The following is a 23,017-nucleotide window of genomic DNA, read 5'->3' as shown; positions in this document are numbered from 1 at the left end:
AAATTGGTGAAGAATTATTGAAGAAGAATAGGCTCTCATGAAAAAAACAATGTTGTTCGGTTTGCTGGCTTTCGCTCTAAGCGCATGTACCACCACGCCGCAATCTGAGACGGAAGCTCCTAAAATAGGTTCAGCGAATCCTGCAAGCGCTTATTGTGTCAATCAGGGTGGCAAGCTTGAGATTCGTACTGAAAGCAATGGTCAGGTCGGATATTGCCATTTAAAGAATGGTCAGGTGGTCGAGGAGTGGGAATTACTGCACATGAATCAACCTAAATGTATTGCTGATCAGGCAGCGGCATTGGTGGGTCAGTCCAATTTGACTGAAGCGCAAATCAAGCAGAAAACCCAGGCACAAATTGTACGTATGGTTGAGCCGGGTCAAGCGGTGACGATGGATTATCGTGAAGAACGAGTGACTGTAACGGTGGATCCTACAAGCAAAAAGATTATCCAGGCTTCATGTGGTTAATTACACAAAATGAAAAAGCCCATTAGTGGGCTTTTTTAATTCCATACAACTGGCATTTTGAAATGACAAATCTTCCCCGATCTTTTATATTGCCCCTCGGAAGGAGAAATTCATGAAAAAGTTATTGGCTTTATCGTTTATGCTGGCGCTGGCCGGTTGTGCCGAGAAGAAACCCTTAACCCCTGAAGAGCAGTGGCAAGGTTATTGTCGAAGCGTCGGTAATGCGGCGCGTACCATTATGCTGGATCGTCAGAATGCGATTGAGAAAGAAAAAGCAATCGAGCATGCTAACAAGATCGATGATGAAACCACCAAAGGTTTTATCCTGAATATTATTGATGAAGTCTATGCGATTCCAGCCGAAGAGATTAAGGTAGATGTAAAAGCAGCCCGTGAAAAAGTCCGCGCTGAATTTACTGCAAAGTGTATTGCGACACCGCATGATGAATTACCAGATTACAAACCGTTCTAAGGAACGGTTTTTAAAATCTGCATAAAATCATTCAACTCATATTTCCCATTAAACGTATTTAAATATACACATCTTCAAAAGACTGAAAAATAGAAATAGCCTAAGCAAAATGTACACTTTGTGACAATTTCTAAATCTAAAATATAGAAATACTTATCTTTATATTGAATAATAAATTTAACTCCAACTAACCAAGGAGTAGCACAATATGGAAGTCGTAAGATATTTGCATCATTCTGATCTACTGCTGGAAGATGAAGAAGGTGTGGTCATTATTGGCGGCAGTCGCTATGTACTCAGCGTTGGTGACAAAGTCGTTTTAAAGAAGATGCTAGAACAAGATAAAAAGCTTTATCAGATTGATATTTCCTTTGCCAGCAATAATCACAGTACCACCTATGAAGATGAATGCGTGGTGAAATTCCAAGGCTGCCGAGACTCATATCAGCAGTATTTAAACTCGACCACTGTACACTAAGGTGGAGTATCTTTTTAACGTCAAATCAGGCAACATCAGGGTTGCCTTTTTTATGCATTAAATTCAGTTAAAAGGGCCTATTCATGGGCTTGTTTCGTGTGGTGTAAGCTGTAACTGATTATGGAATAATCATTAAGAGCATCATTTAGTTATAAAATAACGAGCATCACGAAGAAACACTTGAGTTGCATTAACTTTTAACTGGAAATTTAGTAAAATTTCGGAGTCCATATTATTTATGAAGCTTGGAATAAGCAGGAATTCATAAGTAATTTTTTAAAAAAGAGGAATAACACTGTGCTAGAAGCTTACCGCCAACACGTTGAAGAACGTGCCGCACTCGGAGTCCCACCGAAGCCACTTGACGATGCCCAAACAGCTGCATTAGTTGAACTACTAAAAAACCCGCCAGCTGGTGAAGAAGCATACTTGGTAGATTTGCTTGAAAACCGTGTACCAGCAGGTGTTGACCAAGCTGCATATGTAAAAGCTGCGTTCTTAGCTGCATTGGCAAAAGGCGAAGCAACCTCTCCACTCGTTTCTAAAGAACGTGCTGTTTACTTACTAGGTACTATGCTTGGTGGTTATAACGTAGCGCCTTTAGTTGAACTTTTAGACAATGCTGAGCTTGCTGAACTTGCAGCTGAAGCATTGAAAAAAACGCTTCTTGTATTTGATGCATTCCATGACGTTGCTGATAAAGCAAAAGCTGGTAACGCAAATGCTCAAGCAGTTATGCAGTCTTGGGCAGACGCTGAATGGTTCACTAGCCGTAAAGACGTTCCTGAAGAAATCAAACTGACTGTTTTCAAAGTAACTGGCGAGACCAACACTGACGACTTGTCACCTGCACAAGACGCTTGGAGCCGTCCAGACATTCCATTGCACGCAAATGCAATGTTGAAAAACGTACGTGACGGGATCAATCCAGAAGTTCCTGGTGAAGTGGGTCCACTTAACCAAATTAAAGAATTGATCGCGAAAGGCAACCAGGTTGCTTACGTTGGTGACGTTGTTGGTACAGGTTCATCTCGTAAATCTGCAACTAACTCTGTACTTTGGTTCTTCGGTGACGACATTCCGCACATCCCGAACAAAAAAGACGGTGGTTACTGCCTAGGTTCTAAAATCGCTCCAATTTTCTTCAACACGATGGAAGATGCTGGTGCGTTACCGATCGAGATCGATGTTGCCAACATGAACATGGGCGATGAAATCGTTCTTAAGATCGATCACGCTGCTGCTAAAGTAACTGCGTTCAAAGACGGCGCGCAAATCGCTGAAGCTGAACTTAAAACTCCAGTTCTTCTAGACGAAGTACGTGCTGGCGGTCGTATTAACCTGATCGTTGGTCGTGGTTTGACGACTAAGGCTCGTGAAGCTTTAGGTCTTCCAGTATCTACAATGTTCCGTACTCCGGTTCAACCTGCTGCAACTGGTAAAGGTTTCACTCAAGCTCAGAAGATGGTTGGTCGCGCTTGTGGTCTTCCTGAAGGTCAAGGTGTACTTCCAGGTACTTACTGTGAACCTAAGATGACTACTGTTGGTTCGCAAGATACAACAGGTCCAATGACGCGTGACGAATTGAAAGACTTGGCTTGCCTAGGTTTCTCTGCTGACCTTGTTATGCAATCTTTCTGTCATACAGCTGCGTATCCAAAACCAGTTGACGTTCAAATGCAACACTCGCTTCCTGATTTCATCATGAACCGTGGTGGTGTGTCTTTACGCCCAGGTGACGGTATTATTCACTCTTGGTTAAACCGTATGCTTCTTCCGGATACTGTTGGTACTGGTGGTGACTCGCATACTCGTTTCCCAATCGGTATTTCATTCCCGGCGGGTTCTGGTCTTGTAGCGTTCGCTGCAGCAACTGGTGTTATGCCATTAGACATGCCTGAATCTGTACTTGTGAAGTTCAAAGGTAAAATGCAGCCTGGTATCACTCTACGTGACCTTGTACATGCAATTCCTTACTACGCAATTAAGGAAGGTGACTTAACTGTAGAGAAGAAAGGTAAGAAAAACATCTTCTCTGGTCGTATCCTTGAGATCGACTTAACAGAAATGGAAACTGACCTGACTGTTGAGCAAGCGTTCGAACTTTCTGATGCTTCTGCTGAACGTTCTGCTGCAGGTTGTTCTATCACACTTTCTGAAGAGAAAGTTGCTGAATACCTTCGTTCAAACATCACCATGTTGAAGTGGATGATTTCTGAAGGTTATGGCGATGCGCGTACGATGGCTCGTCGTGTTGAGAACATGGAAAAATGGTTGGCTAACCCAAGCCTGATCAAAGCTGATGCTGATGCTGAATACACGAAAGTGTATGAAATCGATCTTGCAGACATCAAAGAACCTATTCTTTGCTGCCCGAACGATCCAGATGATGCGAAACTTCTTTCTGACGTTCAAGGCGCGAAAATTGACGAAGTATTCGTTGGTTCTTGTATGACGAACATCGGTCACTTCCGTGCAACTGGTAAGTTACTTGAGAAAGTTCCAGGTGGTGCGTTGTCAACTCGTTTGTGGATTGCTCCACCGACGCGTATGGACGAACATCAATTGATGGAAGAAGGTTTCTATAACATTTATGGTAAAGCTGGCGCGCGTACTGAAATGCCAGGTTGTTCATTATGTATGGGTAACCAAGCACGTGTAGCTCCGAACACGACTTGTGTATCGACTTCTACGCGTAACTTCCCGAACCGTTTAGGTCAAGGTGCTAACGTTTACTTAGCTTCTGCTGAACTTGCTTCTGTTGCTGCTGTATTGGGTAAATTGCCTTCTCCAGAAGAATACCAACAGTACGCAGCTCAAATTGACAGCATGTCAGCTGACATCTATCAATACTTAAGCTTTGACAAGATGAGCGAATATACTAACGCTGCTAAAGACGTTGATACGAAGAAAATTGCTGCTGCTCAGTTGACTTAATGAGCTAGGACTAAGAAAAGCCGAAAGGCTTTTCCCTAGCGCAAGAGCAAATCTATGATTTGCTTTGTTAATTAAGAAATAAGCGGTATAAGATAAGGGCTGAGTAATCAGCCCTTATCTAGTTAATATTATTGTAAAATTTAACCAATCTCAAAACTGATAACTGAAATTATTTAATAAAATTAAATTCTTCTAATTCACCTATGAATAAAACCTTTCGGTTAGCAATCCATTCAGTGCCACTTCGTTCATTGATATCTATAAGATAATAATTGATAAAAAACCAACCTATATGTTCGCTGAAACTGAAACCAAATTGATTTGGGTTATTTGTTAAATTGTAGTAATGCATTTCAGTCTTTCCTACAAAATGGAAACAGTGATTCCCGAATTTATTTATAACTTCATTATTTATACTCATTGTGATTTTTAAACCAGTTGTAAAGTGATTCAAATCATTTTTGATTATTTCAACTACATCTATAGGAACTTCAAAATTTGGATTTGCATAAATTCTGCAACCAAAAGACTTTATAAAATATTTAAATAAATTGGTTTGTTGAGAGGGGAAATTAGCTCCATATATTTCTTCAAAATCAATAAAGCGTCTTTCTAAAATTAAATCACAATTATTTATGACATATTGAATGAATTTGTCATATGCAAAGTCATAAGGTTGCGTTAGTGTATTGTTGCATTACTTGCATAAATCTTTCGGATTTTTAATTACATCAGAGTTTGCACCCTGAAGTTTGGTTTGCTTTCCATTTTTAAAATGAATTGGTTGTTTTTCCCCTAAATTATGATAAGAACCTTTACCATAAGCACGAACAATATCTGTTTTTTTTAAAGCATGTTCAGCAGTATCTGCAATATTAATGTTACATATCCAACATAAACGCGATATTTTCATATTTTAATCGTTGACTGTCTTTTTCATATTTTCTATTTTAACTTTTTCGTATTGCATATTCCAAATAACCTTATCTCTTACTTCTTTTTAATGAGCTACCATATTGATACTTTACACTTTATTAAATACATCGTTTAATCCCCATATTGAAAAATGATTTAAAAGTTGATCTAACCAAATGGCAAAACAATCCCGCTTCCTCTGTATTGGTGGTTTCCTCAACGGAACGCAGGTCAAAGACCAAGGTGACAGCTTTATCTGCGTCGAAAAAGGCAAAAATGTCACCTATACCAAAAGGGAAATATTCCATTCTGATTCATGGGATCACGACTACTACGTTTGTGAAACGACCACAGACAAACAGGCACGAAACTGGGTCTATGACATTGAGTCAAAATAATATTTAATTCGATAAAGAAAGACATGGGTTGGTGTTATCGTCAGCCTATTTTTATATACGTTTTAAAATGTTCAGACAATAAAAAGCCCCATGGTTAAGTGCTATCCCAAATAGCTGAATTATAATAATATTCTATGGGGTTATTTAATAAGACTATATAAAACAACAAATTAAATAAAAATGAATAACATGATACACCTTAAAAACTTCTTCTTAAATCCATTCTAATTGAACATATTGGACGTTTTGGACGAAAAATAAGTTAAGATGAAAGACTATTTACGCCAAGATTACGCCAGAAATGAGACTACCAAAAGCAAGGAAACGTGGAGAGTCATACCGCATTGAGCTGATGTTTAACGGTAAGCGCATCAGTGCTACGCGAGACACTGAAAAGGAATGTGAGCAATGGGCCATGCTCAAAATTCTAGAATTAAAAACTGAGCAAAATAAAAATCAAAGCGAAGTCAAACAACATTATCCATTTTCCGCACTAATGCATAAGTACTATGAGGAAATTGGAAGGCACAAGAAGTCCAGCAGAACCATCAGGATTTCAATTAAACAATTTCTTGATACTTATCCTGTTATCTCGGAAATGTCAGTGCACGACATTACGCCACAAATTCTGACTGACTGGCGCAACTCAAGATTAAAAAGCGTGAGTGTTGGTACTGTACTTCGCGATATATCTTTGTTTTCAGCTATCTTCACTTATGCCCAGAAAGAGCTTTTCCTTATTGAAAGCAATCCGTTCTCCATGGTTAGCAAACCATCTCAGCCAAAATCGAGAAATCGACGCATAAGCAATGCTGAAATTGATTTGGTGCTAGAGGCTCATAATTATGAGAGAGGGCAGATTCCAACCGAGATACAGCATTTTATCGCTTGGGCTTTTCTTTTTGCTATTGAAACAACTATGCGGCAAGGGGAGATACTATCCATTAAAAGGTCGAATATCCATAAAGACTATATCCATCTGCCTGACACCAAGAATGGCCACTCGCGTGATGTGCCATTGATGGATAGTGCGAAAGAGTTATTAAAACTAATTCCAGACAATGGATCCGACAAGCTAATTGATATAAGCAGCAGCACTTTTCAAAATACGTTTAGTAAAAGGGTGAAAAAGGCGAATATCAAAGAATTACATTTCCATGATACCCGACATGAAGGTATTACCAGATTGGTTAAATTAAGAAAGGTGCCAATTGAGATTCTAATGAAAATTACCGGTCACAAGACTGCCGGTATTTTGATTAATACTTATTATAATCCCACGGCAAGCGAAATCAGTGAGATGCTGAACGGGTCTAATTGACCCGTTTTGCTCCGCGTTTATTTCTTTGTGGCTTTAATAGGATCATCATGGCCACCTTGGTTTCATAAAGATGCTTACCTTCAGTTCCTTGGTTATAGCCTTCAAGCTTTTTGATGATTGTGGTTTTGGTTAATCCATATTTTTCAACCAACCACGACACTGGAACCAAAGCTGGCAAATCCTCCATCTTAAGTTGAACAATTTTCCCACCAAAGATGCTCTGTCCAAGATAAAGTTGAGGCTCAACATCAGCTTCAACCGTAATGGTGTACTTAAGTGCTCCCATCAGCTTACCTCCCCCAAACTCTTCACCACACCACTCGGCAACTTGCTCAAATAACAAGTAAATAGGTGATACAACTTATCCGCATTACTTTCATCTACCGTGATAATCCCACCAGTACCACTCTTAACTCGTTGACGTGACCAACCGCGCATGTGACACATGAACTCATTGTCAAAATCCACCGCGTTTAAAATCGCATTGAATGAACCAACATCACCGGCAGACCATGTTTCGTTGTATGGCTTATCTTTGGCCACAAGGTTGTCGATCTGAAGCTGGGCGAACTGCACATTGGTTAATTGAATTTCAGTCATTGGTTGGCTCCTGTGCTTCACTTACATTGAAATAAGCATTAATTTCACAAGCCAAACTATGCGCATACCCTCTGGACTCATAACACTCAGGACACCCATATTCCTCAGCACAATTAGCCATGTGGCCCCATTGGCTCATTTGCTCAGCAGAAACCAAAACAAACCCTTCCGGCACCGCTTGGGCTTCCTTACCACCCAAGTGCAACATACCAATACACGCGCACCAAGTCGTCCACTGGTCGTTAATGCTCTCAACACCATCTCCGGTGTATAGCTTTTTATCTTCATCAAAGCCAAACAGTTTTGCTTTTGGGTGCATTCCTTCAAAATCACCGCGTCTTAAATCAATATTTTGAATTTCAGTCATCACGCCACCTCATAGAAGCGCTTGGCTTCATCAAAATCAGAAGTAATGAACTCAGCATCATCTTTGTAGCAGTGCACGATTTCACCGTACTTAAATACTTGTTCAGCCTGTTGCATGTTTTTGCACTGGTACATCGGCTCTTTAAACCAGTCTTCTGTATAAAACATTTGTTCCTGATGTGCTTCGGCTGTGCCTTCCCACTCTTGAACCTGAAAGTATTCATCAAATGATTCGATCATGAACTGATTACCTTCAGCTTTAGTCATAGCTCTGTAGCGAGCCAAAGCACGTTCAGCAATTTCTTTTGATGCAGCAGGTGACTGTTCATGCGGACTATCATCTTCAGGGCAGATTCCTACGCACCACAATTTATTCTTTTCCATCCCACCACCTTCTTTAATTTTCATGCTGCTTTCACTCCCTTGCTACGTTCAGACATAAGCCTTGCGTAATACTCCTGACAGTGCGGAATTTTGTCTTTGATCTTCTGGATGATGGATTCATCACGCTCAATGGTCACAGTGGTCAGGCGTTCACGAATGTCGATAGCTTCAACCATGTCAATCTGTCAACGGCATTTTAAAATTGACCCCTTTTACCTTAAAAATGGCGAAGTAAAATTGACCCCTTTGATCTCGTATTAAGTTTCAACCTGCGGCTGAATCCCAATTCTTTTTTTATCCTTCAAACGATAACTCTCACCCGATATCTGTACCACATGACAGTGATGTAATAGCCGATCTAACATCGCAGCGGTCAACGTAACATCATCCGCAAATGACTTAGACCATTGGCTAAAGGGTAAGTTACTCGTCAATATCGTACTGCCTTTTTCATAACGCTTGGCAATCACGTTAAAGAACAGATTCGCTTCTTCACGTCCAAACGGTAAATAACCAATTTCATCGATAATCAGTAACTTTGGTCCCAGTACCGCACGTTGCATATAGGTTTTCAGTTTACCTTGCTGGTAGGCTGTACTTAGTTGCAGCATGAGATCGGCGGCGGTAATGAACTTGATCTTAATGTTGTTCATGATGGCCTTATAGCCTAATGCCATAGATAAGTGCGTTTTTCCTACTCCGCTAGCCCCGAGAAACACCACATTTTCTGCTCTAGCAATAAAGCTCAGATTGAACAGTTCAATCACCTGTGATTTAGGGGCCCCTAGGGCATAATTAAAATCATAGTCTTCCAGGGTTTTGACTTGAGGCAGGCCTGAGAGTTTCATCAGTACCTGCTGGCTGCGCTGTTGCCTGGCAGCATATTCATGCGTCAAGATCGCTTCAACAAAGTCGGCATAACTTCCATCCTGACCTAATGTTTGTTGTGCATGATGTGACCATTGTGATGCGATGGCAGGCAGATTGAGCTTTTGGCAAAGCTGCTCTATACGGTCGTATTGCAGATTCATCAGGAAACTCCCAGCAACTGGTCATATACCGATAAGGGATGCTGCAAACTCTCGTAGGGCATGACATGCTCTGCTGCTGCAACAGGTACAGTGCTGGAACCTGTATCTGATTGCGGTAATGGCGTAAATTTTTGCTGCTCCTGTTGCAGTCGAACAGCCGGTTTTTCTTGCGTGGTGGCATGAATCCGCTGATTGGCGGTTTCATGCAGCCACCGGCCAATATGGGCATTGGCGACATCAACATCTAACAGTAAACCCGAAGTCTTCAGGCTTGCTTTTAATGGCACAATAAAGCTTGATTTGAGGTATCCATTAAAGCGTTCAACTTTGCCTTTGGTCTGTGCACGGTAGGGCTTACATACGCGAGGACGAAAGCTGTATTTCTTGGCGCAGTCGAGCAGTTTGGGGTTCCATTTATGCTGCCCCTCCTGATAGGCATCCCGTTCAATCATGATCGTTTTAGCGTTATCAAACAGGATTTCTTGAGGTACTCCTACAAAAAACTGAAATGCATTTTCTAGACCATCGATCCATGCATCCGTACGTTCATGATCATAAAATTTCACGAAAGTCGCTCTGGAATACCCTAATGTTGCGACAAAGGCTTTTAAAGTCGTGTTGTTGCGTCGAATTGTGGTGAAATCCACCTGCATTTGTTGGCCAGGTTGGGTTTCAAAACGAATGATCGGTTCCGGTTGAGCAACTGGTTTTAATGTTGCAAGATATTCCCTCAAGATCCTGATCTTTCCTGGATATCCCAACCTTAAAATTTCCTGGTAGAGCACAACAGCAGGAATCCATTCAGGATGAGCTGCGTTTACACGTTGGAGTAAATAGGGTTTATATGGGTCAAGGATACTTATTCTAGGCTGTATACGCTGATACTGAGGTGTGGTGTTTTGCCGTAAATATTTACGCACAGTATTTCTGGACACCCCCAGTTCACGAGTAATGGCTTTAATAGATTTACCTTGTTGATGAAGTATTTGGATTGTCACTGCTTGCTCCAAAGTTAACATATTGAGCAGTCCAAAATGACCGCTATATTAACCAAGGGGGTCAGTTTTTAAATGCCATTAGGGGGTCATTTTTACACTGCCGCTAACAAATCAACTGCTCTCGATCATCCCAATCCTTTGTGAGTTCCAGTGGAGTGGGGAATAACCAGAAATCCACCTCAGCAACTTCGCATTCATACAGCCACATGTAGGCTTGCATCTGAACGTCATAGCCTGCTTTTTTAACCTTCTCCATTGCTTCATCAACAAAGAAGGGATGGGTGCCAATATCCCAGGTGCATTTCGTGTCAATGATCAGCTTGCGTTCCAGATCCAGCACATCACACTCACCAGTGATCAGGTCATTACTGACCCGACCAACATGTTTTATAAGCTTGCGAAATCGCATCTTTCCAGACATTTCAATCGCCACATCTTCAAGCAAATTCCCTTTAGCCGTGTACTGGTTGCCGGTGAATGATCGGAAGCCATAAAGATCTTCTTTCACAATCTTGCGAATGGAGTTCTTAGCATCACTTGTAAGCACTTCGCTTTTAAGCTTTGGCGTACCAATCAAGTTGCTCAAGGAGGAACAGCGGAATAGCTTCATGGCAGCACCTCCACAGCTTGACGTTGCGCATCTGTCAGCGCGTACTCACTCAGCACATAATCTTTCTCGAATGCACCACCTTTGATTTGCTCAAGAAGCACTGGAAACTCAGCATCTGGAACAGTCATCTTAGTTTCGATTGCGCCTACCGACTCGTTATGGTCGATATAATCAAAATCATTGGTCTCTACATCGCGAACAATTGCTTGATCTGCAAGTTGTGCTGTCTGCATCTCAATTGAAAGTGGTGCCTGTTTTGATAGCAAAAGTTTAGTCACAGTCTTAAGGGCCATAGATTCAAAGTTGTCCTTCCAGACACCAGAACCATATTTGAATGACTGGCTATATTTCCCAGCATGCTTTTTCACATCAGCAGTACTCATGTAAAGCTCAGCTGTAAAACCATTCAGCAGTTTAAAGAAAGCCACATAACCAATAGCTTCACCCTGATTTGGAATAGTCCAGTCGAACTCATAACCAAGTAGAGGATTGGCTGAAATCAATTGGCCTTCATACACTGGCGTTGCAGCGATACGTGCAAACTGGCCTGAACGCTGTGCCAACTGAATAAAGCCTTTGTATCCCATCTGGAATTGAGCCTCTAAAGACTCAGACCACTTGCCTTGAGCATCTTTGAACTTGCGCTTGTATGGAACAATGTAAGCAAAGCCAAGGTTGTTATTGATTGGCAAATCAAGTGTTGCTGCCATCATTGCCGCATTGATTACAGTTGCTGGTACTGCACCTTTAAGTTGTGGCTGGTTTGCTACCTGCATCACCGAAGCCAAGAAGCCTTGAGTTTTTTTACCAAGCACTTCTTCAAATTTTTGACGGATTTTTGCATCAGACACGTAAGCCTTGATTGATTTTGGGTCGTGTTCAGCGATCTGATTTTCTTTTTTTACTGGTGCATTCATATTCTTATTCCTTAAAATTTGATGTAGCTATGACAAACTGAACACTGATCACCGCAAAGTTCCTGAATGTCTTTGCACGAGTAGCAATATTCAAAAGTCGCCACATCATTCTTAGGTGTGCCGGGTATCTGCTTTTTGGCTGGCAGATTCCAGTTCATATTCATTGCGTTATGCCGAGTAACGTCATAGCCGCGATCTTGGTCATACTTGTATCCAAGATCATGGGCCAGCAGATTTCCAGAGCCTTTGCCGTAAACAATCCCAAGCTCACCATTCAGCTTGAAACGCAAAGCTTCATCTTGCTTAGGCTCAGATAAAACCTCAGCACCTTGATCCACAAGCCAGTTCGAGAAGTCTTCAAAATCACCACGCTTAAATAAAACCTTTCGATTTAAATACTGGCCTTTACTTGAGTATCTAGCGCGGAGGCGATCCCATTCATTCATCTCAAACCACCTCTTCAAATAGTTGTTCCGCGTACTCATTCACGAGACGCTGTAATTCTTTAATCTGCTCATCATTCAGCGTAAATGTCCGACCTTCCTCAGCTTCAAAGTTCCAAACATCCAGCAAAGTCACAGGCGTATCTTTCACCACCAGCCAAGAATCAATATCCACTGGTTCTGCATATCGCATATCACCATTCGAGCTACGTATCTCAGTCATCGTGTGAGGCAATACAGCCATTGAACAATCAGCCGTTGCATAAAGGTTTTCACCAATCTGGCGATACAAACCAAACGTCAACACGTTATTTTCAATCGAAATATCCGAATCAACCTTGAAACTTGGTAGGTCTGAAAAGTACAAATCGCGGGTGAAATCTTCATTTACTTTGCAGTCAATTACCTTGGTGCTATGACCATCACGGCACAGGAACAAAGACTGGTTTCCGATGTGATGGATCGGGCGCATTGCCGCACCACATCCACAGAATTGAGCGTAAGTGTTCATGCTGGCACCTCATTAGATTTATGCGCGTCATACAGCTTGATTGCGTGAACAATGGCGTAGCAGCACCAGATATAGTGAAAAGTAGCTTTGGTGGTTGGGGCTTCAAAAAAATCTGTTAAATCCATGCCACCTGCTTCATCTGCATCCCAAGAATTGATTTCATTCCAGAAATCAAACTCACCTGATCCTTGAGTTCCACTTATGAAACTGGTGACAGCCTCCAGTGCCTGCTTGGATTTTTCTCTATCTTCAGGATCGGACAGATCTAAATCTTCTAGAAAATTGGTTAAATAGCCTTGTACAGACGAATTGGCTGTATCAATATCAAACTCACTAATAACACCAGCTTCTACTTTTTCTCCCCAGTAACCCGGATTGATGTAATAACCAGACTGGGGGCGGAAAAATCCAAACATGTCATTTGTGCGTTGAAAAATGAAATCACCCATATCGCCAGTAATCATTAGATAGCCAGGGCGAGTAGTGATGTTGTAATGCATCTCCATGGTGTTAGGGTTCGCAATCGTAATATCGCGGAATACATCTTGATCTAGGTTCACAGTCAGTTGATGGTGGGCAACATCTTTCAAGAATTGCTCTAAAGTTGGATGACTCACTTCACACCCCCAGCAATCGCAGCATTAATCTTTTCAATTTCATAACGATCAACATAGGCATTCACAGTCTTGTCAAAATGCACCACGTTCAGAATGTCCAGAAACTCGACTGAAGCATCATCCAAGGCATACTCGACATAGATGCTGTAATCGTCAGCTTTGACAGTAGCGATACAGGTTTCATGGCAAGTACGTTTAAGCACTTCATATTTTTGAGCGGTGATAACCACTTGAGGATTATCATCAGCCACTTTGGCAGGCTGGAAAGCGTAAGCTACTGCTATCCCCGCGCTGATTGATGCTGCAATGAATGCAGACTTGAGAATATTGGATTTAGTTGTCATACTTATCTCACTCACAGGTAGTATGTGGGTCACGCTCCAGGTTGTTGCTGCAACGCTGGGGCTTTTCTTTGTTTGTGAGATAAATATAAGAAAACTTAGTTTTAGTGTCAAGCAGAAATATAAGAAATGTTAGTTTTATTTTTAGAAAACTTATTTTTTATGATTTAATAGACAAAAGAAAACCCACCGCTGGGGTGGGTTGGGTGGCGGGTTTGTTTACTTTATTGGGGTGTATCTCAATAAGTTTTTTATAGCATTCCTATACTCAGCCACATCAGGATAGACATGCACAGAATAATTGTATTCATCAAAAGTAGAATCTATTTTTCCACAATCCTTGTAGTCTTGAACTGCCTTGTCATAACCAATGCCTTTGATTCGATACCACCAAGATCCATGGGCGTAATAGCTTCTCAATCTCAAGAGTTGATCTTCTTTAACGATACTAGTGAAAATCTCATCACCTTCACGAGCCAACTGAGTAGTCAGGATTTCATGAATTGGCCTAGTGATAGCCAAAAAGGAATTTCTTTGATCTCGACTAACGGCATACTTATTACCCAACCAGGCGCCAATAAAGAGGGTAATCAAGGGGGCGATAATATTAATATTTTGGATCGCTTGGCATTGTTCTATGAGAGAAACAAGGGAGACGTTCATCTAACTCTCTTTTATTCAGTAGTGTCATTAATTTATGGATTTTTATGTGGTAGCGGGATAATCACTTTTGGTCGAAAAAAGAAGAAGCCGCATGACTAGCGGCTTTTATTTTTAATTCTTGCGCGGTTTTTTCTTAGCTCGATAAACGTAACGAATACAATCCACTACCTCGCCAACAAACTCGCAATTTTCATCAAGCGGAATAATATTTGGTTTAAATTCTGGATTTATTGCCTGGAGATATTTAGTGCCGTCCGGTTCAATCACAAGGCGTTTAAAAGTCGCATCATCAAACTTTCTAACAACAACAATATCCCCTGAGTTCATGTCACAAAATGGCAGAGTCGGATCTACAAGAATGTAATCGCCTTCATGGAATTCTGGGTAATTACTTAAGCCTTGAACTTTTAGGTAAAAGCATTTTTCACAATCACCATCTGGAAGTGGCAGCCATTCTTCCACCTGGGACATGTCAACAGATTCGACATTAGTCATCGTACCGGCCTGAACCCATGACAAGACAGGGGCCATGCGTGGTGCCACAGGAACCACATTAGACTGCTCTTTTTGCGTGGCGCTAGGATCACCCTTGCCAGTCAGTATGTATTCAGTCGTTACCCCGAAATGATTTGCCATTGCTTCTAATGATCCTGCTTTAGGCAAATAACTATCTTTTTCCCACTCAGTTACAGCGGGCGAACTCACTCCAGCAATCTTTGCTAATTGCGCTTGAGTTAATTTTTTCGAACGTCTAAGCGCACGTATGCGCTGACCAATAGTTGTTTTTTCCATATAAGTAATCTTACATATTGCTTTTATAAGTTTTCTTTGATTAAATACTAAGAAATCTTACTTTATTGAGTAAATACCAATGACCAAACAAGAAGCATACAAGTTGCTTGGGGTTAATGGCGTTGAACTAGCGGGCTTGCTAGGAATTGAACCTTCTGCTGTTTACCAGTGGCCTAACAACAAAATCCCATTAGCACGTGAATACCAAATTCGAGATTTAGCTGCTGGCAAGCAGCCAATCAAACACAGCAAAGAAGTTGCATAGGTGAATTTATGAGTCTTGAAAAGAAATCTACACATGTTCGCTTGTCTCCTGAAATCCATGAGCGGGCAAAACTACTTGCCGAAATTAAGGGTAAAGACCTTGCTCAATACCTGGCGTATCTCCTAGAGAAGGAAATCGTCGGTGAGTGGCATGTACTTAATTTACAAGCAAAATCATTCGAGCGCTTGGGATTAGGAGCTTTAGTAAGGGATCTGTCTACAGACATCAGCTTTGGAGAGGGATTGGAAGGGAGTCACTGGGATTCAAGCAAAGAAAAAGCCTGATGGATGAGATCAGGCTTTTGTATTCAAAACCGAGCAGGAGTTGAACATGAGTAGTTTAACACGAAATTTTAGAGAAAAAATGCTTATTCAAAAAATTCAACTTTTGGAAAAAGCACTTAAAGCAAACATTAAAAACCCAAGTCTGGACAATGCTTGTTTGGTTGCCAAGGCCCGTCATGAATTATTTGTATTTGCACGAGGTGAAGCATGAACAAGGCAATTCCAATTATCAAATTGATAGAAGCCATGAATGAACAACCGATTGCCTTCAACAAGCATTACGTTTTTCTGGGGTGCGGCATCAATGGTGCGTTAATGCTTTCCCAGTTGGTGTACTGGACTTCACGCTCAAAGAGTGCAGAGGGGTGGATTTACAAAACACAAAGCGAGTGGACCATGGAAACTGGACTCACACGCAAAGAGCAGGAAACAGCTCGCAAGACATTAAAAAATCTTGGATTTATTTCTGAGAAAAAAATGGGTGTACCGCGTCGCGTATTTTTCCGTGTAGAGCGTGAAAATTTATACCAAGCATTGGTTGAATACTCTGAAACCATTGCTATTCCTGATATGCGCAATTCGGACATACTGAATGCGCAAATCGTACATGCTGAAAGCGCAGATCGTGCAGACTGTACGCTCAATTCGGACATGCTGTACGCTCAAATCGGGCAATCTAATACAGAGAATACAACAGAGAATACAACAGATATTAATTTAGGCGCATCCGCACCTGAGCAACCTAAAAAATTCTCTGCTAAAAAATTCTTAATCGAAAACGGTGTATCTGAAAAAACAGCTCAAGAGTTTATTGATCTGAAAAACAAGAAACGTAAAACCATCACTGACCGTTCTCTAAAAATCATTTTCAACCAAGCGATTGAAGCTAAGCTTTCAAATGAGCGTGTATTCCAGATTATCGTTCTACGTGGCTGGGAGTCATTCAAGGCTGCATGGAATTGGGCTGAAACAAATGCTGAGATTGAGCAGTTAGAAAATCCACAGTCAACACCAAACCCTGATCAACAAAGCCAAGGCCAGCCATTAATCGACCTTCCTTCAAAACCAAAAGGTTTCCTGGGAGGTGCGAAGTGATGAATACACCTATCCACAACCTGCAAATTGAACAAGCTGTACTGGCTGCACTGATGACAGTTGCGAACTCATACACTCAAGTTGAGAACCTGCTGACTGATGAGGATTTCCACGCTACACGCCATAAGCTGATCTTTCAGGCCATTGTAGACCTGGACTCCAAGAACTCGCCTTATGACGCTGTGTTGGTCAACCAGTGGCTAGAAATGCGTAATTTTGCAGAAGCTGCTGGCGGTGAGCAGTACATCATGGATATTTTGAGTGATACACCGTCCAGTTTTTACAACCTGGTGTCATACGCTGAAAAACTCAAAGACCTAACCACTTGCCGAAATGTTGAAGCTCAGGCCTTAAAAGTAATTCGGGATGCACGCAACCTAACTGTGAGCCGTGGCGATCTTGTTTTGAATGCTCAGAGCGCTTTTGCAGAAATCAATACAGAGCAAGGCACTGAAAACCTGTTCCACATCCATGAAGCTGCAAACAATACTTTCATTGAGATGCATCACAAGATGGAAGCCATGGTTTCTGGCAAGACTATGATCAAGGGTATTCAGACTGGTATTCATGATCTAGATCAAAAACTCGGTGATGTAGAGCCGGGCTGCCTGATGGTAATTGCTGCGCGTCCTGCGATGGGTAAAACCACAATGCTTCAGGTGATTGCCAGTAATGTGGCGATATTTCAGCAAAAGCCAGTGCTGATCATGTCGGGCGAAATGCCGAAAGAGCAGATTGCTATGCGTATGTGCTGTGCAGCCGCTCCTGCGGATATCAGCAAGGTTCGCAATGCACCGCATACTTTGCCTAAGGATGAGTTTTCAGCCTACACACAGGCCGTCACGATGCTTCAAAACGTGCCAATGCAGATCAATGATACCTCACGCCCATCTATCGCTAATATCCGCGAATCCATGCGCAAGATGAAACATCAGTATGGCTCTATCGGGGCTGTATTTATCGATTACCTGCAAATCATGAAAACCAACAAATCGTTTGCCCGGGAAGATTTAAAGATTGCTTATTTCACTGGTGAGCTTAAAGCCATGGCGAAAGAGTTTGATTGTGTGGTTGTACTGCTTTCTCAATTGAATCGTGAGCTGGAGAAGCGTGGAGATAAGCGGCCAATCATGTCTGATCTACGTGAATCAGGCGCCATTGAGCAAGACGCTGACCAGATCCTGTTTTTATACCGGGACGAGGTTTATCACAAGGAATCTAAATTTCAGGGAATTGCCGAGGCGATTTTAGGGAAAAACCGACATGGGGAAATTGGCACATCGTTTATGCATTCGCAGTTGAGGTATTGCCAGTTCTCGAATTTGGATAGTCAAGCAATTGAGCAGCTGCAAAGCGCAGGGGGTGGGGTGTGATTTTTGAAACAGAAAAAGTATCGACTCAAATTAAAGACCGTTCGGATTGGGATATTAGTGAGTGGCTGGAAAAAAACAAAGTGACTGAGCTGCCATTAGGCTTTACTAATTTCAAGGATGGAAACATTCCATTAGATCGAAAGCAGATTGTAAAACCTGAAGCTGAGCGCAATGCCAAGCTTGAACGAATTAATCAGGAGGCGCGTCAATCCAAAGCAGTAATCAAGCGCCAGAAAGAAGCGGATCGAATCAAGCGTCAAAAGGAGATGGAAGCTAGAAAGATCGAACGTGCGATTGCCAAGCTTGAACGTGATGCAGCCAAAAAAGAACAGGCAGCGATCAAGGCGGAACTTAAAGCACTGGGTCAGACTCAGGTTCAGGTGGATCGTGCTGCAAGAATCAATCGTCAAATGTTGCTATTGGCTGAGTTTAGAAGCAAGGCGCAGCTTGGTGATATTCAGGCTATGTCTAGAGCGCTTGGATTTAAGAAAGACATCATGAGCAAACTGGCTGCTGGTGGTGTGGCGTTGAATGTAAAGCGCCTGGCACTGCTTGAAGAAATCCTACCGACTTTTGAATACGGCACACATATAAACCGCAGCAAGGTGGTGGCAAGGGAAATTTCACCAAAGCGCCAAGTGTGGATCAGAAACCATGAGGCCAAAAATGCAGCTCTGGCAAAAGGCCATCGTAAATTTATCGGGTTTTGTCACAAGGAAAATAAAGAAACAATTTTCCGTATCTATGCGACTCGTGACGTATCTGCATGTGTGTCGTGTAGTAAGGCTTCGCAAAAGAGAAAGCGTGAATTAACTGCAAAAAAACCACGCAAGGTATCGGAAAACAGAAAGCGGATGCTTGAGGCGCAAGCTCAAAATCTTAAATCGTTTATCGGGGTGTGTAAGCATCATGGAGAAACATCGTTCCGCATTCACGATATTAATTCATTCAAGTGCAAGTTGTGTGCTGCTGAAGCTATGCAAAAAACCAGACTGCGAACTCGATCCGAACTTGAGAGCAATCCAAGAACAATCGAGCTTCGGGAATTTTTAAGAAGTGATGAGAAGAACGGACGGGTTTCAGCATTGGCCAGATTCTTAGGTGTGTCCATCACTACGGTTTCAAATTATGGATTAGGGAATGCGGCAATTCCAGATCAGCAGTGGGAAAAAATCAAAGAGTTTAAGGCGCAATTGCAAGGAGCAGCAGCATGAACTTAATCGAAAAAACAGAATTAAAAGACTGCGACCATGACTGGGAAAATATTTCCACAGTTGAGAGTGTTGAGCGCCAGTTGATCTGTACCTATTGCTCAGAACAAAAAACAGAACCTTTTTATGTGAATGTAAAACAGTGGTCGGATGAGGAAACTGACCATTGTAGTGACATCAAGAACCATATCAGCCCGAATACGAAGGTGATTGAGCATGAGTGATTTTAAGGATATAGCACATAAAACCGTTGCTGAGCTTTTCGATATGTTGAAAGAAAAACAGTACACCGTAGATGCACTAAGTGAAATCAGCCATGAGAAAGATCTGGAAATAGCTGATCTCAAAGCCCAGCTCAACAACATGGAGGCTTGTTATATCGAGAAGAAAAAGCAGGCTGAGGAGTTGCAGGCTAGAGCCAATAAAGCGCTATCAGTGACAGGGAATTACTGTGATGAGGATGATGCAGCCTTATTGGTCTTTGTTTTGGAGAAGGCGTTGCGAGGTGAGTCATGAATAAATTCCAACAAGAAACCGCAGTGCTTTTGATTTGCAATACTGTTCTTTTTGCTGAGTTCAGGGCTGCAATTCCGGGTGCGCTGATGCTTATTCTTATGGCTTGCTTTGTTGTAATGATGTGGCGAGGTGCCAATGACTGACCTGATTATCGGCATCGATCCAGACTTGGAAAAATCAGGAGTGGCTGTCTTAGGGCAGTCACTGGAACTTAAAAACTTAACCTTTCCTGAAACTGTAGAGCTATTCCGAAGCCATCAAGATGAAATCAAGAAAGTCGTCATTGAGGCGGGTTGGTTGAACAAAAAATCAAACTTCCGTTTTGGTCATTCCAAGAACGCAGGAGAGAAGATTGCCAAGAATGTAGGGGAGAACCACGCAACAGGCAAATTGCTCGCAGAGATGGCAAAAGAATGCGGTTTAGCGGTGGTATTGGTTAAGCCGACACGCACAAAGTTGAAGGCAGAAGATTTTAATCGAATTACAGGTTGGCAGGGCAGAACGAATCAAGAACAACGAGATGCTGCGATGTTGATTGTGGGGATGAAGTGATGGAATTAGAACAAATAGCGTTATGGGTTTTGGTGGTGTCGATTGCATACCAATTTTTCTTGAACTGCATCGGTTTGGTTGACCCGCTGTATTACACAATGTATCGGGGCAAGCAGGTTAAAAAACGCATGGAGTACCACGAAGACCAATACAACCAACTTAATCGTGGTGAAAAGGTTTGGACGCACAAGATTGCATCAGCATGTGCTTTAGGTATTCAGGGTTTGCTGATTTTCGCATTATTGAAAGCATTGAATGTGATTTAAGAGGGAATAGGGATGAATAAAGACGTTGTTTATGAGGTTGGAACTTTTGAGAAATATGAAGAGGGGTTTCATGCATTTTATCGCACCCAGAACAAGGAGAAAGCCTTAAATGTTTTAGGTTTGGCTCGGGAGTTTTTAAGCAAAGCTCCTACCTTGGACTTTAACTGCTCAGATGAGGAGTTAAGTGCTCATATTGAGTCTTGTAGAAAACTGGATGCTGAATTCAAAGAAGCTGCAAACATCACAGGTTTTTCAATATCAAATTATTGCGGTGGTCTTTACACGATAGAAATGCATGAAGAGCAGTTGGATTAAGGGGAATAGGGATGATCGAGGCACTTGCATTAATAATTTTTATTCTAGTTGTTACTGTGATTTTGCTTGCTAGAAGGCTTGCAAAATACTCAACTAATCCGCCATGCCAGCATGAATGGCGCACTGAAAAAGTAAGAGATATTTATGACATTAGTCTTGGCTACAGGGCTTTTGATCGTACAGAGATTCAATGCCAGTGCAAAAAATGCGGTGCTTGGAAAAAATTTAAGGTTTAAGGGGAATAGGGATGAATGCGATGGTTAAGGCAGAAGTGATGAACTGGGATCGTTTTAGTATTGAAGATTGGCTTAAGCAGTATGGGGCATACATCCAGATTTCTCGCATGAAGTCAGGAAATCAACCAGACTCACTTGGGGTAAATCAAATTTACTGGCTGATTCTTGAAAATAACAAAGGGATGGCACCACGTAAGGATCAGGTCATTTGCCAGATTAATGATTTTGAAGCTGAGCAGGTCCGGAAGTTGATTGTGGATTTTAATAAGTCGAGTTCGGTTTGTGAGTCTGGTAAGCGTGCGGTGCAATTATTTGTAGAGCGCAATGTACGCGGATTGTCTGATCGTAAAATGGAAGAAGAATTCAAATTGGGTCGAAATGTCCTGAGAAATATGATCTATGCAGGTAAGTTTTATCTAGCTGGACACGATAAACGATTGAGAATCGAATAGTATTTGACTGGCATGCCAAGATATGGCATATTTCTGTTATAGTGATCGAAGTGTACGTTAAGGCACTAGATTGATTTAAAAGCTCGCCAAATGGTGGGCTTTTTGCATTATGGCGGTTTCATTAATTTCTAGTGGTTTTTAAATTAATGCCGCCACCCAGATTCTAAAAATAACCGAGCCAATCATGAAAACAATCAAATACCAAAACAATGAATTCCAGTTTAATGATGTGCATATTGCCAAAGCAGGTGATAAAGCATGGGATTACGCCTGGGGTATTGCTGATGAGTTTGGTTATTTGGCTCCATGTGTTATTGAGTCGCTACCCGATGAAGATAATAACGAAATGATTCTGGCTGTAGATCGTGAAGATAAATGCAAGGCTGAATGTATTGCCATTATCTGCTCAAAAGAGAAATCACCAATGTTCCCATCATTAACTGAAGATGCTCGCTGTATGGGCTTCCAGTTTGTGTATGAGGGAGATCAATTCGAGGTGCTGTGATGCTCCAATTCCTAAAACGATTATTCTGCTTCCATGAATATGACTACGAGTCAGATATTTTTATCCAGATCGAATGTCGTAAGTGTGGCAAATGGCTAGATGAATAAACCCTCGTCACTTCGGTGACTTAGCCGGACGTATTACGGCACATAAGACCTCGCCTAGATAACGAACTTGGCGGGGTTTTTTTTCTTATTGGTGGTGATCATGGACACAATAGAAGCAAAACGGAATTTAGAAGTACTTGAAAGAAATCGCAGCCGATTAATGAATTACAACCATCTGTTCTCAAGCTATGCATTTAAAGAAATGTGCGGTGCTGAACTCCGCAAAGTAAACAAACAGATTGCAGGCATAGAAGAACAATTAAATGCGGAATCAAAAAAGACTCGCAGCAATCAGAAAGCTGCCATGCATTCGGTGCGGTAATCCAGACTCACAAGCAGCTCACAGTAATTCAGCCAAGCACGGCAAGGGTAGATCGATTAAAGCCAGTGATGAGTTCACAGTACCGCTATGCCATTCCTGCCACAGTCAATTTGATCGTTTTGAATTGGGTAATCGGGCAGAGAGCGAAGTAATGTTTGAGAAGTGGTTGGTGAGAGTGGATCGGATGTTGGTGATGGAAGATAGAGAGGTGTTTTGATGAGAACTAAACCTAAAGATGCCACTCACTTCTTT

At 41.8% G+C, this 23,017-nt stretch carries 38 protein-coding genes and 1 pseudogene; 23 read left to right on the top strand and 16 right to left on the bottom strand.

Going from position 1 to position 23,017, the window contains the following annotated elements; genetic code table 11:
• Window positions 1–37: 37 nt before the first annotated feature.
• The 4 genes from F891_RS08890 (at window position 38) to F891_RS08875 (ending at window position 4,359) form a co-directional block, all read left to right on the top strand.
• On the top strand, window positions 38–472 hold the full coding sequence (locus F891_RS08890; RefSeq protein WP_005263234.1) for an I78 family peptidase inhibitor: 435 nt from the start codon (window positions 38–40) through the stop codon (window positions 470–472).
• A gap of 112 nt (window positions 473–584) precedes the next feature.
• Window positions 585–944: a hypothetical protein gene (locus tag F891_RS08885; RefSeq protein WP_005103441.1), complete on the top strand. Its 360-nt coding sequence runs from the start codon at window positions 585–587 to the stop codon at window positions 942–944.
• Between the two features lie 208 nt (window positions 945–1,152).
• Window positions 1,153–1,422 (top strand): hypothetical protein, encoded by a 270-nt coding sequence (locus F891_RS08880; RefSeq protein ID WP_005263233.1) that lies wholly within the window; start codon window positions 1,153–1,155, stop codon window positions 1,420–1,422.
• Between the two features lie 297 nt (window positions 1,423–1,719).
• Complete coding sequence (locus F891_RS08875) at window positions 1,720–4,359, top strand: bifunctional aconitate hydratase 2/2-methylisocitrate dehydratase (protein ID WP_005106643.1); 2,640 nt, start codon at window positions 1,720–1,722, stop codon at window positions 4,357–4,359.
• 697 nt (window positions 4,360–5,056) lie between these two features.
• Here F891_RS08875 and F891_RS08865 read toward each other — a convergent pair.
• Complete coding sequence (locus tag F891_RS08865; protein ID WP_005263231.1) at window positions 5,057–5,272, bottom strand: hypothetical protein; 216 nt, start codon at window positions 5,270–5,272, stop codon at window positions 5,057–5,059.
• A gap of 178 nt (window positions 5,273–5,450) precedes the next feature.
• Here F891_RS08865 and F891_RS08860 point away from each other — a divergent pair, with 178 nt between their 5' ends.
• A complete protein-coding gene (locus tag F891_RS08860; protein ID WP_005263230.1) occupies window positions 5,451–5,672 on the top strand; it encodes a hypothetical protein in 222 nt (73 codons plus the stop codon).
• 301 nt (window positions 5,673–5,973) lie between these two features.
• Complete coding sequence (locus tag F891_RS08855) at window positions 5,974–6,993, top strand: tyrosine-type recombinase/integrase (RefSeq protein ID WP_005263227.1); 1,020 nt, start codon at window positions 5,974–5,976, stop codon at window positions 6,991–6,993.
• Here the strand turns inward: F891_RS08855 and F891_RS08850 are convergent.
• The 15 genes and pseudogenes from F891_RS08850 to F891_RS08785 form a co-directional block, all read right to left on the bottom strand.
• A complete protein-coding gene (locus F891_RS08850; protein WP_005263226.1) occupies window positions 6,986–7,279 on the bottom strand; it encodes a hypothetical protein in 294 nt (97 codons plus the stop codon). The genes F891_RS08855 and F891_RS08850 overlap by 8 nt on opposite strands.
• Window positions 7,279–7,593 carry a hypothetical protein gene (locus F891_RS08845; RefSeq protein WP_005263225.1) on the bottom strand — a complete coding sequence of 105 codons (315 nt, stop codon included), beginning with the start codon at window positions 7,591–7,593 and terminating at the stop codon, window positions 7,279–7,281. The genes F891_RS08850 and F891_RS08845 overlap by 1 nt, the downstream gene beginning before the upstream one ends.
• Window positions 7,586–7,960 carry a hypothetical protein gene (locus F891_RS17410; RefSeq protein ID WP_005263224.1) on the bottom strand — a complete coding sequence of 125 codons (375 nt, stop codon included), beginning with the start codon at window positions 7,958–7,960 and terminating at the stop codon, window positions 7,586–7,588. The genes F891_RS08845 and F891_RS17410 overlap by 8 nt, the downstream gene beginning before the upstream one ends.
• Window positions 7,960–8,343, bottom strand: coding sequence for a hypothetical protein (locus tag F891_RS08835; RefSeq protein ID WP_034439552.1), 384 nt, complete (start codon window positions 8,341–8,343; stop codon window positions 7,960–7,962). The genes F891_RS17410 and F891_RS08835 overlap by 1 nt, the downstream gene beginning before the upstream one ends.
• A 20-nt stretch (window positions 8,344–8,363) precedes the next feature.
• A complete protein-coding gene (locus F891_RS18095; protein ID WP_005263222.1) occupies window positions 8,364–8,519 on the bottom strand; it encodes a hypothetical protein in 156 nt (51 codons plus the stop codon).
• 81 nt (window positions 8,520–8,600) lie between these two features.
• Window positions 8,601–9,374 carry an IS21-like element ISAba8 family helper ATPase IstB gene (gene istB / locus F891_RS08830; RefSeq protein ID WP_001053379.1) on the bottom strand — a complete coding sequence of 258 codons (774 nt, stop codon included), beginning with the start codon at window positions 9,372–9,374 and terminating at the stop codon, window positions 8,601–8,603.
• Window positions 9,374–10,393 carry an IS21-like element ISAba8 family transposase gene (istA, locus tag F891_RS08825; RefSeq protein WP_005263221.1) on the bottom strand — a complete coding sequence of 340 codons (1,020 nt, stop codon included), beginning with the start codon at window positions 10,391–10,393 and terminating at the stop codon, window positions 9,374–9,376. The genes istB and istA overlap by 1 nt, the downstream gene beginning before the upstream one ends.
• 88 nt (window positions 10,394–10,481) lie before the next feature.
• Window positions 10,482–10,982: pseudogene (locus tag F891_RS08820) on the bottom strand (hypothetical protein); the annotation flags it as partial.
• Window positions 10,979–11,899: a recombinase RecT gene (locus F891_RS08815; protein WP_005262036.1), complete on the bottom strand. Its 921-nt coding sequence runs from the start codon at window positions 11,897–11,899 to the stop codon at window positions 10,979–10,981. The gene F891_RS08815 and the pseudogene F891_RS08820, both read right to left, overlap by 4 nt.
• 11 nt (window positions 11,900–11,910) lie before the next feature.
• Complete coding sequence (locus F891_RS18295) at window positions 11,911–12,345, bottom strand: hypothetical protein (RefSeq protein WP_005262034.1); 435 nt, start codon at window positions 12,343–12,345, stop codon at window positions 11,911–11,913.
• A gap of 1 nt (window position 12,346) precedes the next feature.
• The gene (locus tag F891_RS08805; protein WP_005262032.1) at window positions 12,347–12,853 is read right to left on the bottom strand and encodes a hypothetical protein; all 507 of its coding nucleotides are present in this window, start codon (window positions 12,851–12,853) and stop codon (window positions 12,347–12,349) included.
• Complete coding sequence (locus tag F891_RS08800) at window positions 12,850–13,470, bottom strand: hypothetical protein (RefSeq protein ID WP_005262031.1); 621 nt, start codon at window positions 13,468–13,470, stop codon at window positions 12,850–12,852. Before F891_RS08800 ends, F891_RS08805 begins: the two co-directional genes overlap by 4 nt.
• Window positions 13,467–13,814, bottom strand: coding sequence for a hypothetical protein (locus F891_RS08795; protein ID WP_005263218.1), 348 nt, complete (start codon window positions 13,812–13,814; stop codon window positions 13,467–13,469). Before F891_RS08795 ends, F891_RS08800 begins: the two co-directional genes overlap by 4 nt.
• 216 nt (window positions 13,815–14,030) lie before the next feature.
• The gene (locus F891_RS08790) at window positions 14,031–14,474 is read right to left on the bottom strand and encodes a hypothetical protein (protein ID WP_034439413.1); all 444 of its coding nucleotides are present in this window, start codon (window positions 14,472–14,474) and stop codon (window positions 14,031–14,033) included.
• Window positions 14,475–14,585: 111 nt separating this feature from the next.
• Complete coding sequence (locus F891_RS08785; RefSeq protein ID WP_005263215.1) at window positions 14,586–15,266, bottom strand: LexA family protein; 681 nt, start codon at window positions 15,264–15,266, stop codon at window positions 14,586–14,588.
• Window positions 15,267–15,345: 79 nt separating this feature from the next.
• Between F891_RS08785 and F891_RS08780 the strand changes: the two genes are divergently transcribed.
• The 17 genes from F891_RS08780 to F891_RS17395 all read left to right on the top strand — a co-directional run bounded on the left by F891_RS08780 (window position 15,346) and on the right by F891_RS17395 (window position 22,982).
• Window positions 15,346–15,531, top strand: a complete 186-nt coding sequence (locus F891_RS08780; protein WP_005103769.1) for a Cro/CI family transcriptional regulator — start codon at window positions 15,346–15,348, stop codon at window positions 15,529–15,531.
• Between the two features lie 8 nt (window positions 15,532–15,539).
• Window positions 15,540–15,815 (top strand): type II toxin-antitoxin system HicB family antitoxin, encoded by a 276-nt coding sequence (locus tag F891_RS08775; protein ID WP_005103768.1) that lies wholly within the window; start codon window positions 15,540–15,542, stop codon window positions 15,813–15,815.
• Between the two features lie 46 nt (window positions 15,816–15,861).
• Window positions 15,862–16,026 (top strand): hypothetical protein, encoded by a 165-nt coding sequence (locus F891_RS18090; protein ID WP_005103767.1) that lies wholly within the window; start codon window positions 15,862–15,864, stop codon window positions 16,024–16,026.
• Window positions 16,023–16,910 (top strand): hypothetical protein, encoded by an 888-nt coding sequence (locus F891_RS08770; RefSeq protein WP_005263214.1) that lies wholly within the window; start codon window positions 16,023–16,025, stop codon window positions 16,908–16,910. The genes F891_RS18090 and F891_RS08770 overlap by 4 nt, the downstream gene beginning before the upstream one ends.
• Window positions 16,910–18,283, top strand: coding sequence for a replicative DNA helicase (locus F891_RS08765; protein ID WP_005263213.1), 1,374 nt, complete (start codon window positions 16,910–16,912; stop codon window positions 18,281–18,283). The genes F891_RS08770 and F891_RS08765 overlap by 1 nt, the downstream gene beginning before the upstream one ends.
• Window positions 18,280–19,497 carry a hypothetical protein gene (locus F891_RS08760; RefSeq protein ID WP_005263212.1) on the top strand — a complete coding sequence of 406 codons (1,218 nt, stop codon included), beginning with the start codon at window positions 18,280–18,282 and terminating at the stop codon, window positions 19,495–19,497. The genes F891_RS08765 and F891_RS08760 overlap by 4 nt, the downstream gene beginning before the upstream one ends.
• Complete coding sequence (locus F891_RS08755; RefSeq protein WP_005263211.1) at window positions 19,494–19,718, top strand: hypothetical protein; 225 nt, start codon at window positions 19,494–19,496, stop codon at window positions 19,716–19,718. Before F891_RS08760 ends, F891_RS08755 begins: the two co-directional genes overlap by 4 nt.
• The gene (locus F891_RS08750) at window positions 19,711–20,010 is read left to right on the top strand and encodes a hypothetical protein (protein ID WP_005263210.1); all 300 of its coding nucleotides are present in this window, start codon (window positions 19,711–19,713) and stop codon (window positions 20,008–20,010) included. The genes F891_RS08755 and F891_RS08750 overlap by 8 nt, the downstream gene beginning before the upstream one ends.
• On the top strand, window positions 20,007–20,153 hold the full coding sequence (locus F891_RS18085) for a hypothetical protein (RefSeq protein ID WP_005263209.1): 147 nt from the start codon (window positions 20,007–20,009) through the stop codon (window positions 20,151–20,153). The genes F891_RS08750 and F891_RS18085 overlap by 4 nt, the downstream gene beginning before the upstream one ends.
• Complete coding sequence (locus F891_RS08745; protein WP_005263208.1) at window positions 20,146–20,562, top strand: RuvC family protein; 417 nt, start codon at window positions 20,146–20,148, stop codon at window positions 20,560–20,562. The genes F891_RS18085 and F891_RS08745 overlap by 8 nt, the downstream gene beginning before the upstream one ends.
• Entirely contained in the window at window positions 20,562–20,828 is a 267-nt protein-coding gene (locus F891_RS08740) for a hypothetical protein (RefSeq protein ID WP_005263206.1), read from the top strand. The genes F891_RS08745 and F891_RS08740 overlap by 1 nt, the downstream gene beginning before the upstream one ends.
• A 12-nt stretch (window positions 20,829–20,840) precedes the next feature.
• Window positions 20,841–21,143: a hypothetical protein gene (locus tag F891_RS08735; RefSeq protein ID WP_005263205.1), complete on the top strand. Its 303-nt coding sequence runs from the start codon at window positions 20,841–20,843 to the stop codon at window positions 21,141–21,143.
• Window positions 21,144–21,154: 11 nt separating this feature from the next.
• Window positions 21,155–21,379, top strand: coding sequence for a hypothetical protein (locus F891_RS08730; RefSeq protein ID WP_005263204.1), 225 nt, complete (start codon window positions 21,155–21,157; stop codon window positions 21,377–21,379).
• Between the two features lie 11 nt (window positions 21,380–21,390).
• Window positions 21,391–21,831, top strand: a complete 441-nt coding sequence (locus F891_RS08725; RefSeq protein WP_005263203.1) for a hypothetical protein — start codon at window positions 21,391–21,393, stop codon at window positions 21,829–21,831.
• Between the two features lie 184 nt (window positions 21,832–22,015).
• The gene (locus F891_RS08720) at window positions 22,016–22,336 is read left to right on the top strand and encodes a hypothetical protein (RefSeq protein ID WP_005263202.1); all 321 of its coding nucleotides are present in this window, start codon (window positions 22,016–22,018) and stop codon (window positions 22,334–22,336) included.
• Between the two features lie 207 nt (window positions 22,337–22,543).
• On the top strand, window positions 22,544–22,765 hold the full coding sequence (locus F891_RS08715; protein WP_005263200.1) for a hypothetical protein: 222 nt from the start codon (window positions 22,544–22,546) through the stop codon (window positions 22,763–22,765).
• Window positions 22,707–22,982, top strand: a complete 276-nt coding sequence (locus F891_RS17395) for a DUF968 domain-containing protein (RefSeq protein WP_081401690.1) — start codon at window positions 22,707–22,709, stop codon at window positions 22,980–22,982. The genes F891_RS08715 and F891_RS17395 overlap by 59 nt, the downstream gene beginning before the upstream one ends.
• Window positions 22,983–23,017: the final 35 nt, after the last annotated feature.

The organism is Acinetobacter sp. CIP 101966, assembly GCF_000369725.1.
GTDB classification, from domain to species: Bacteria; Pseudomonadota; Gammaproteobacteria; order Pseudomonadales; family Moraxellaceae; genus Acinetobacter; species Acinetobacter lwoffii_Q.
This window is presented reverse-complemented; position numbering and strand designations above follow the sequence as displayed.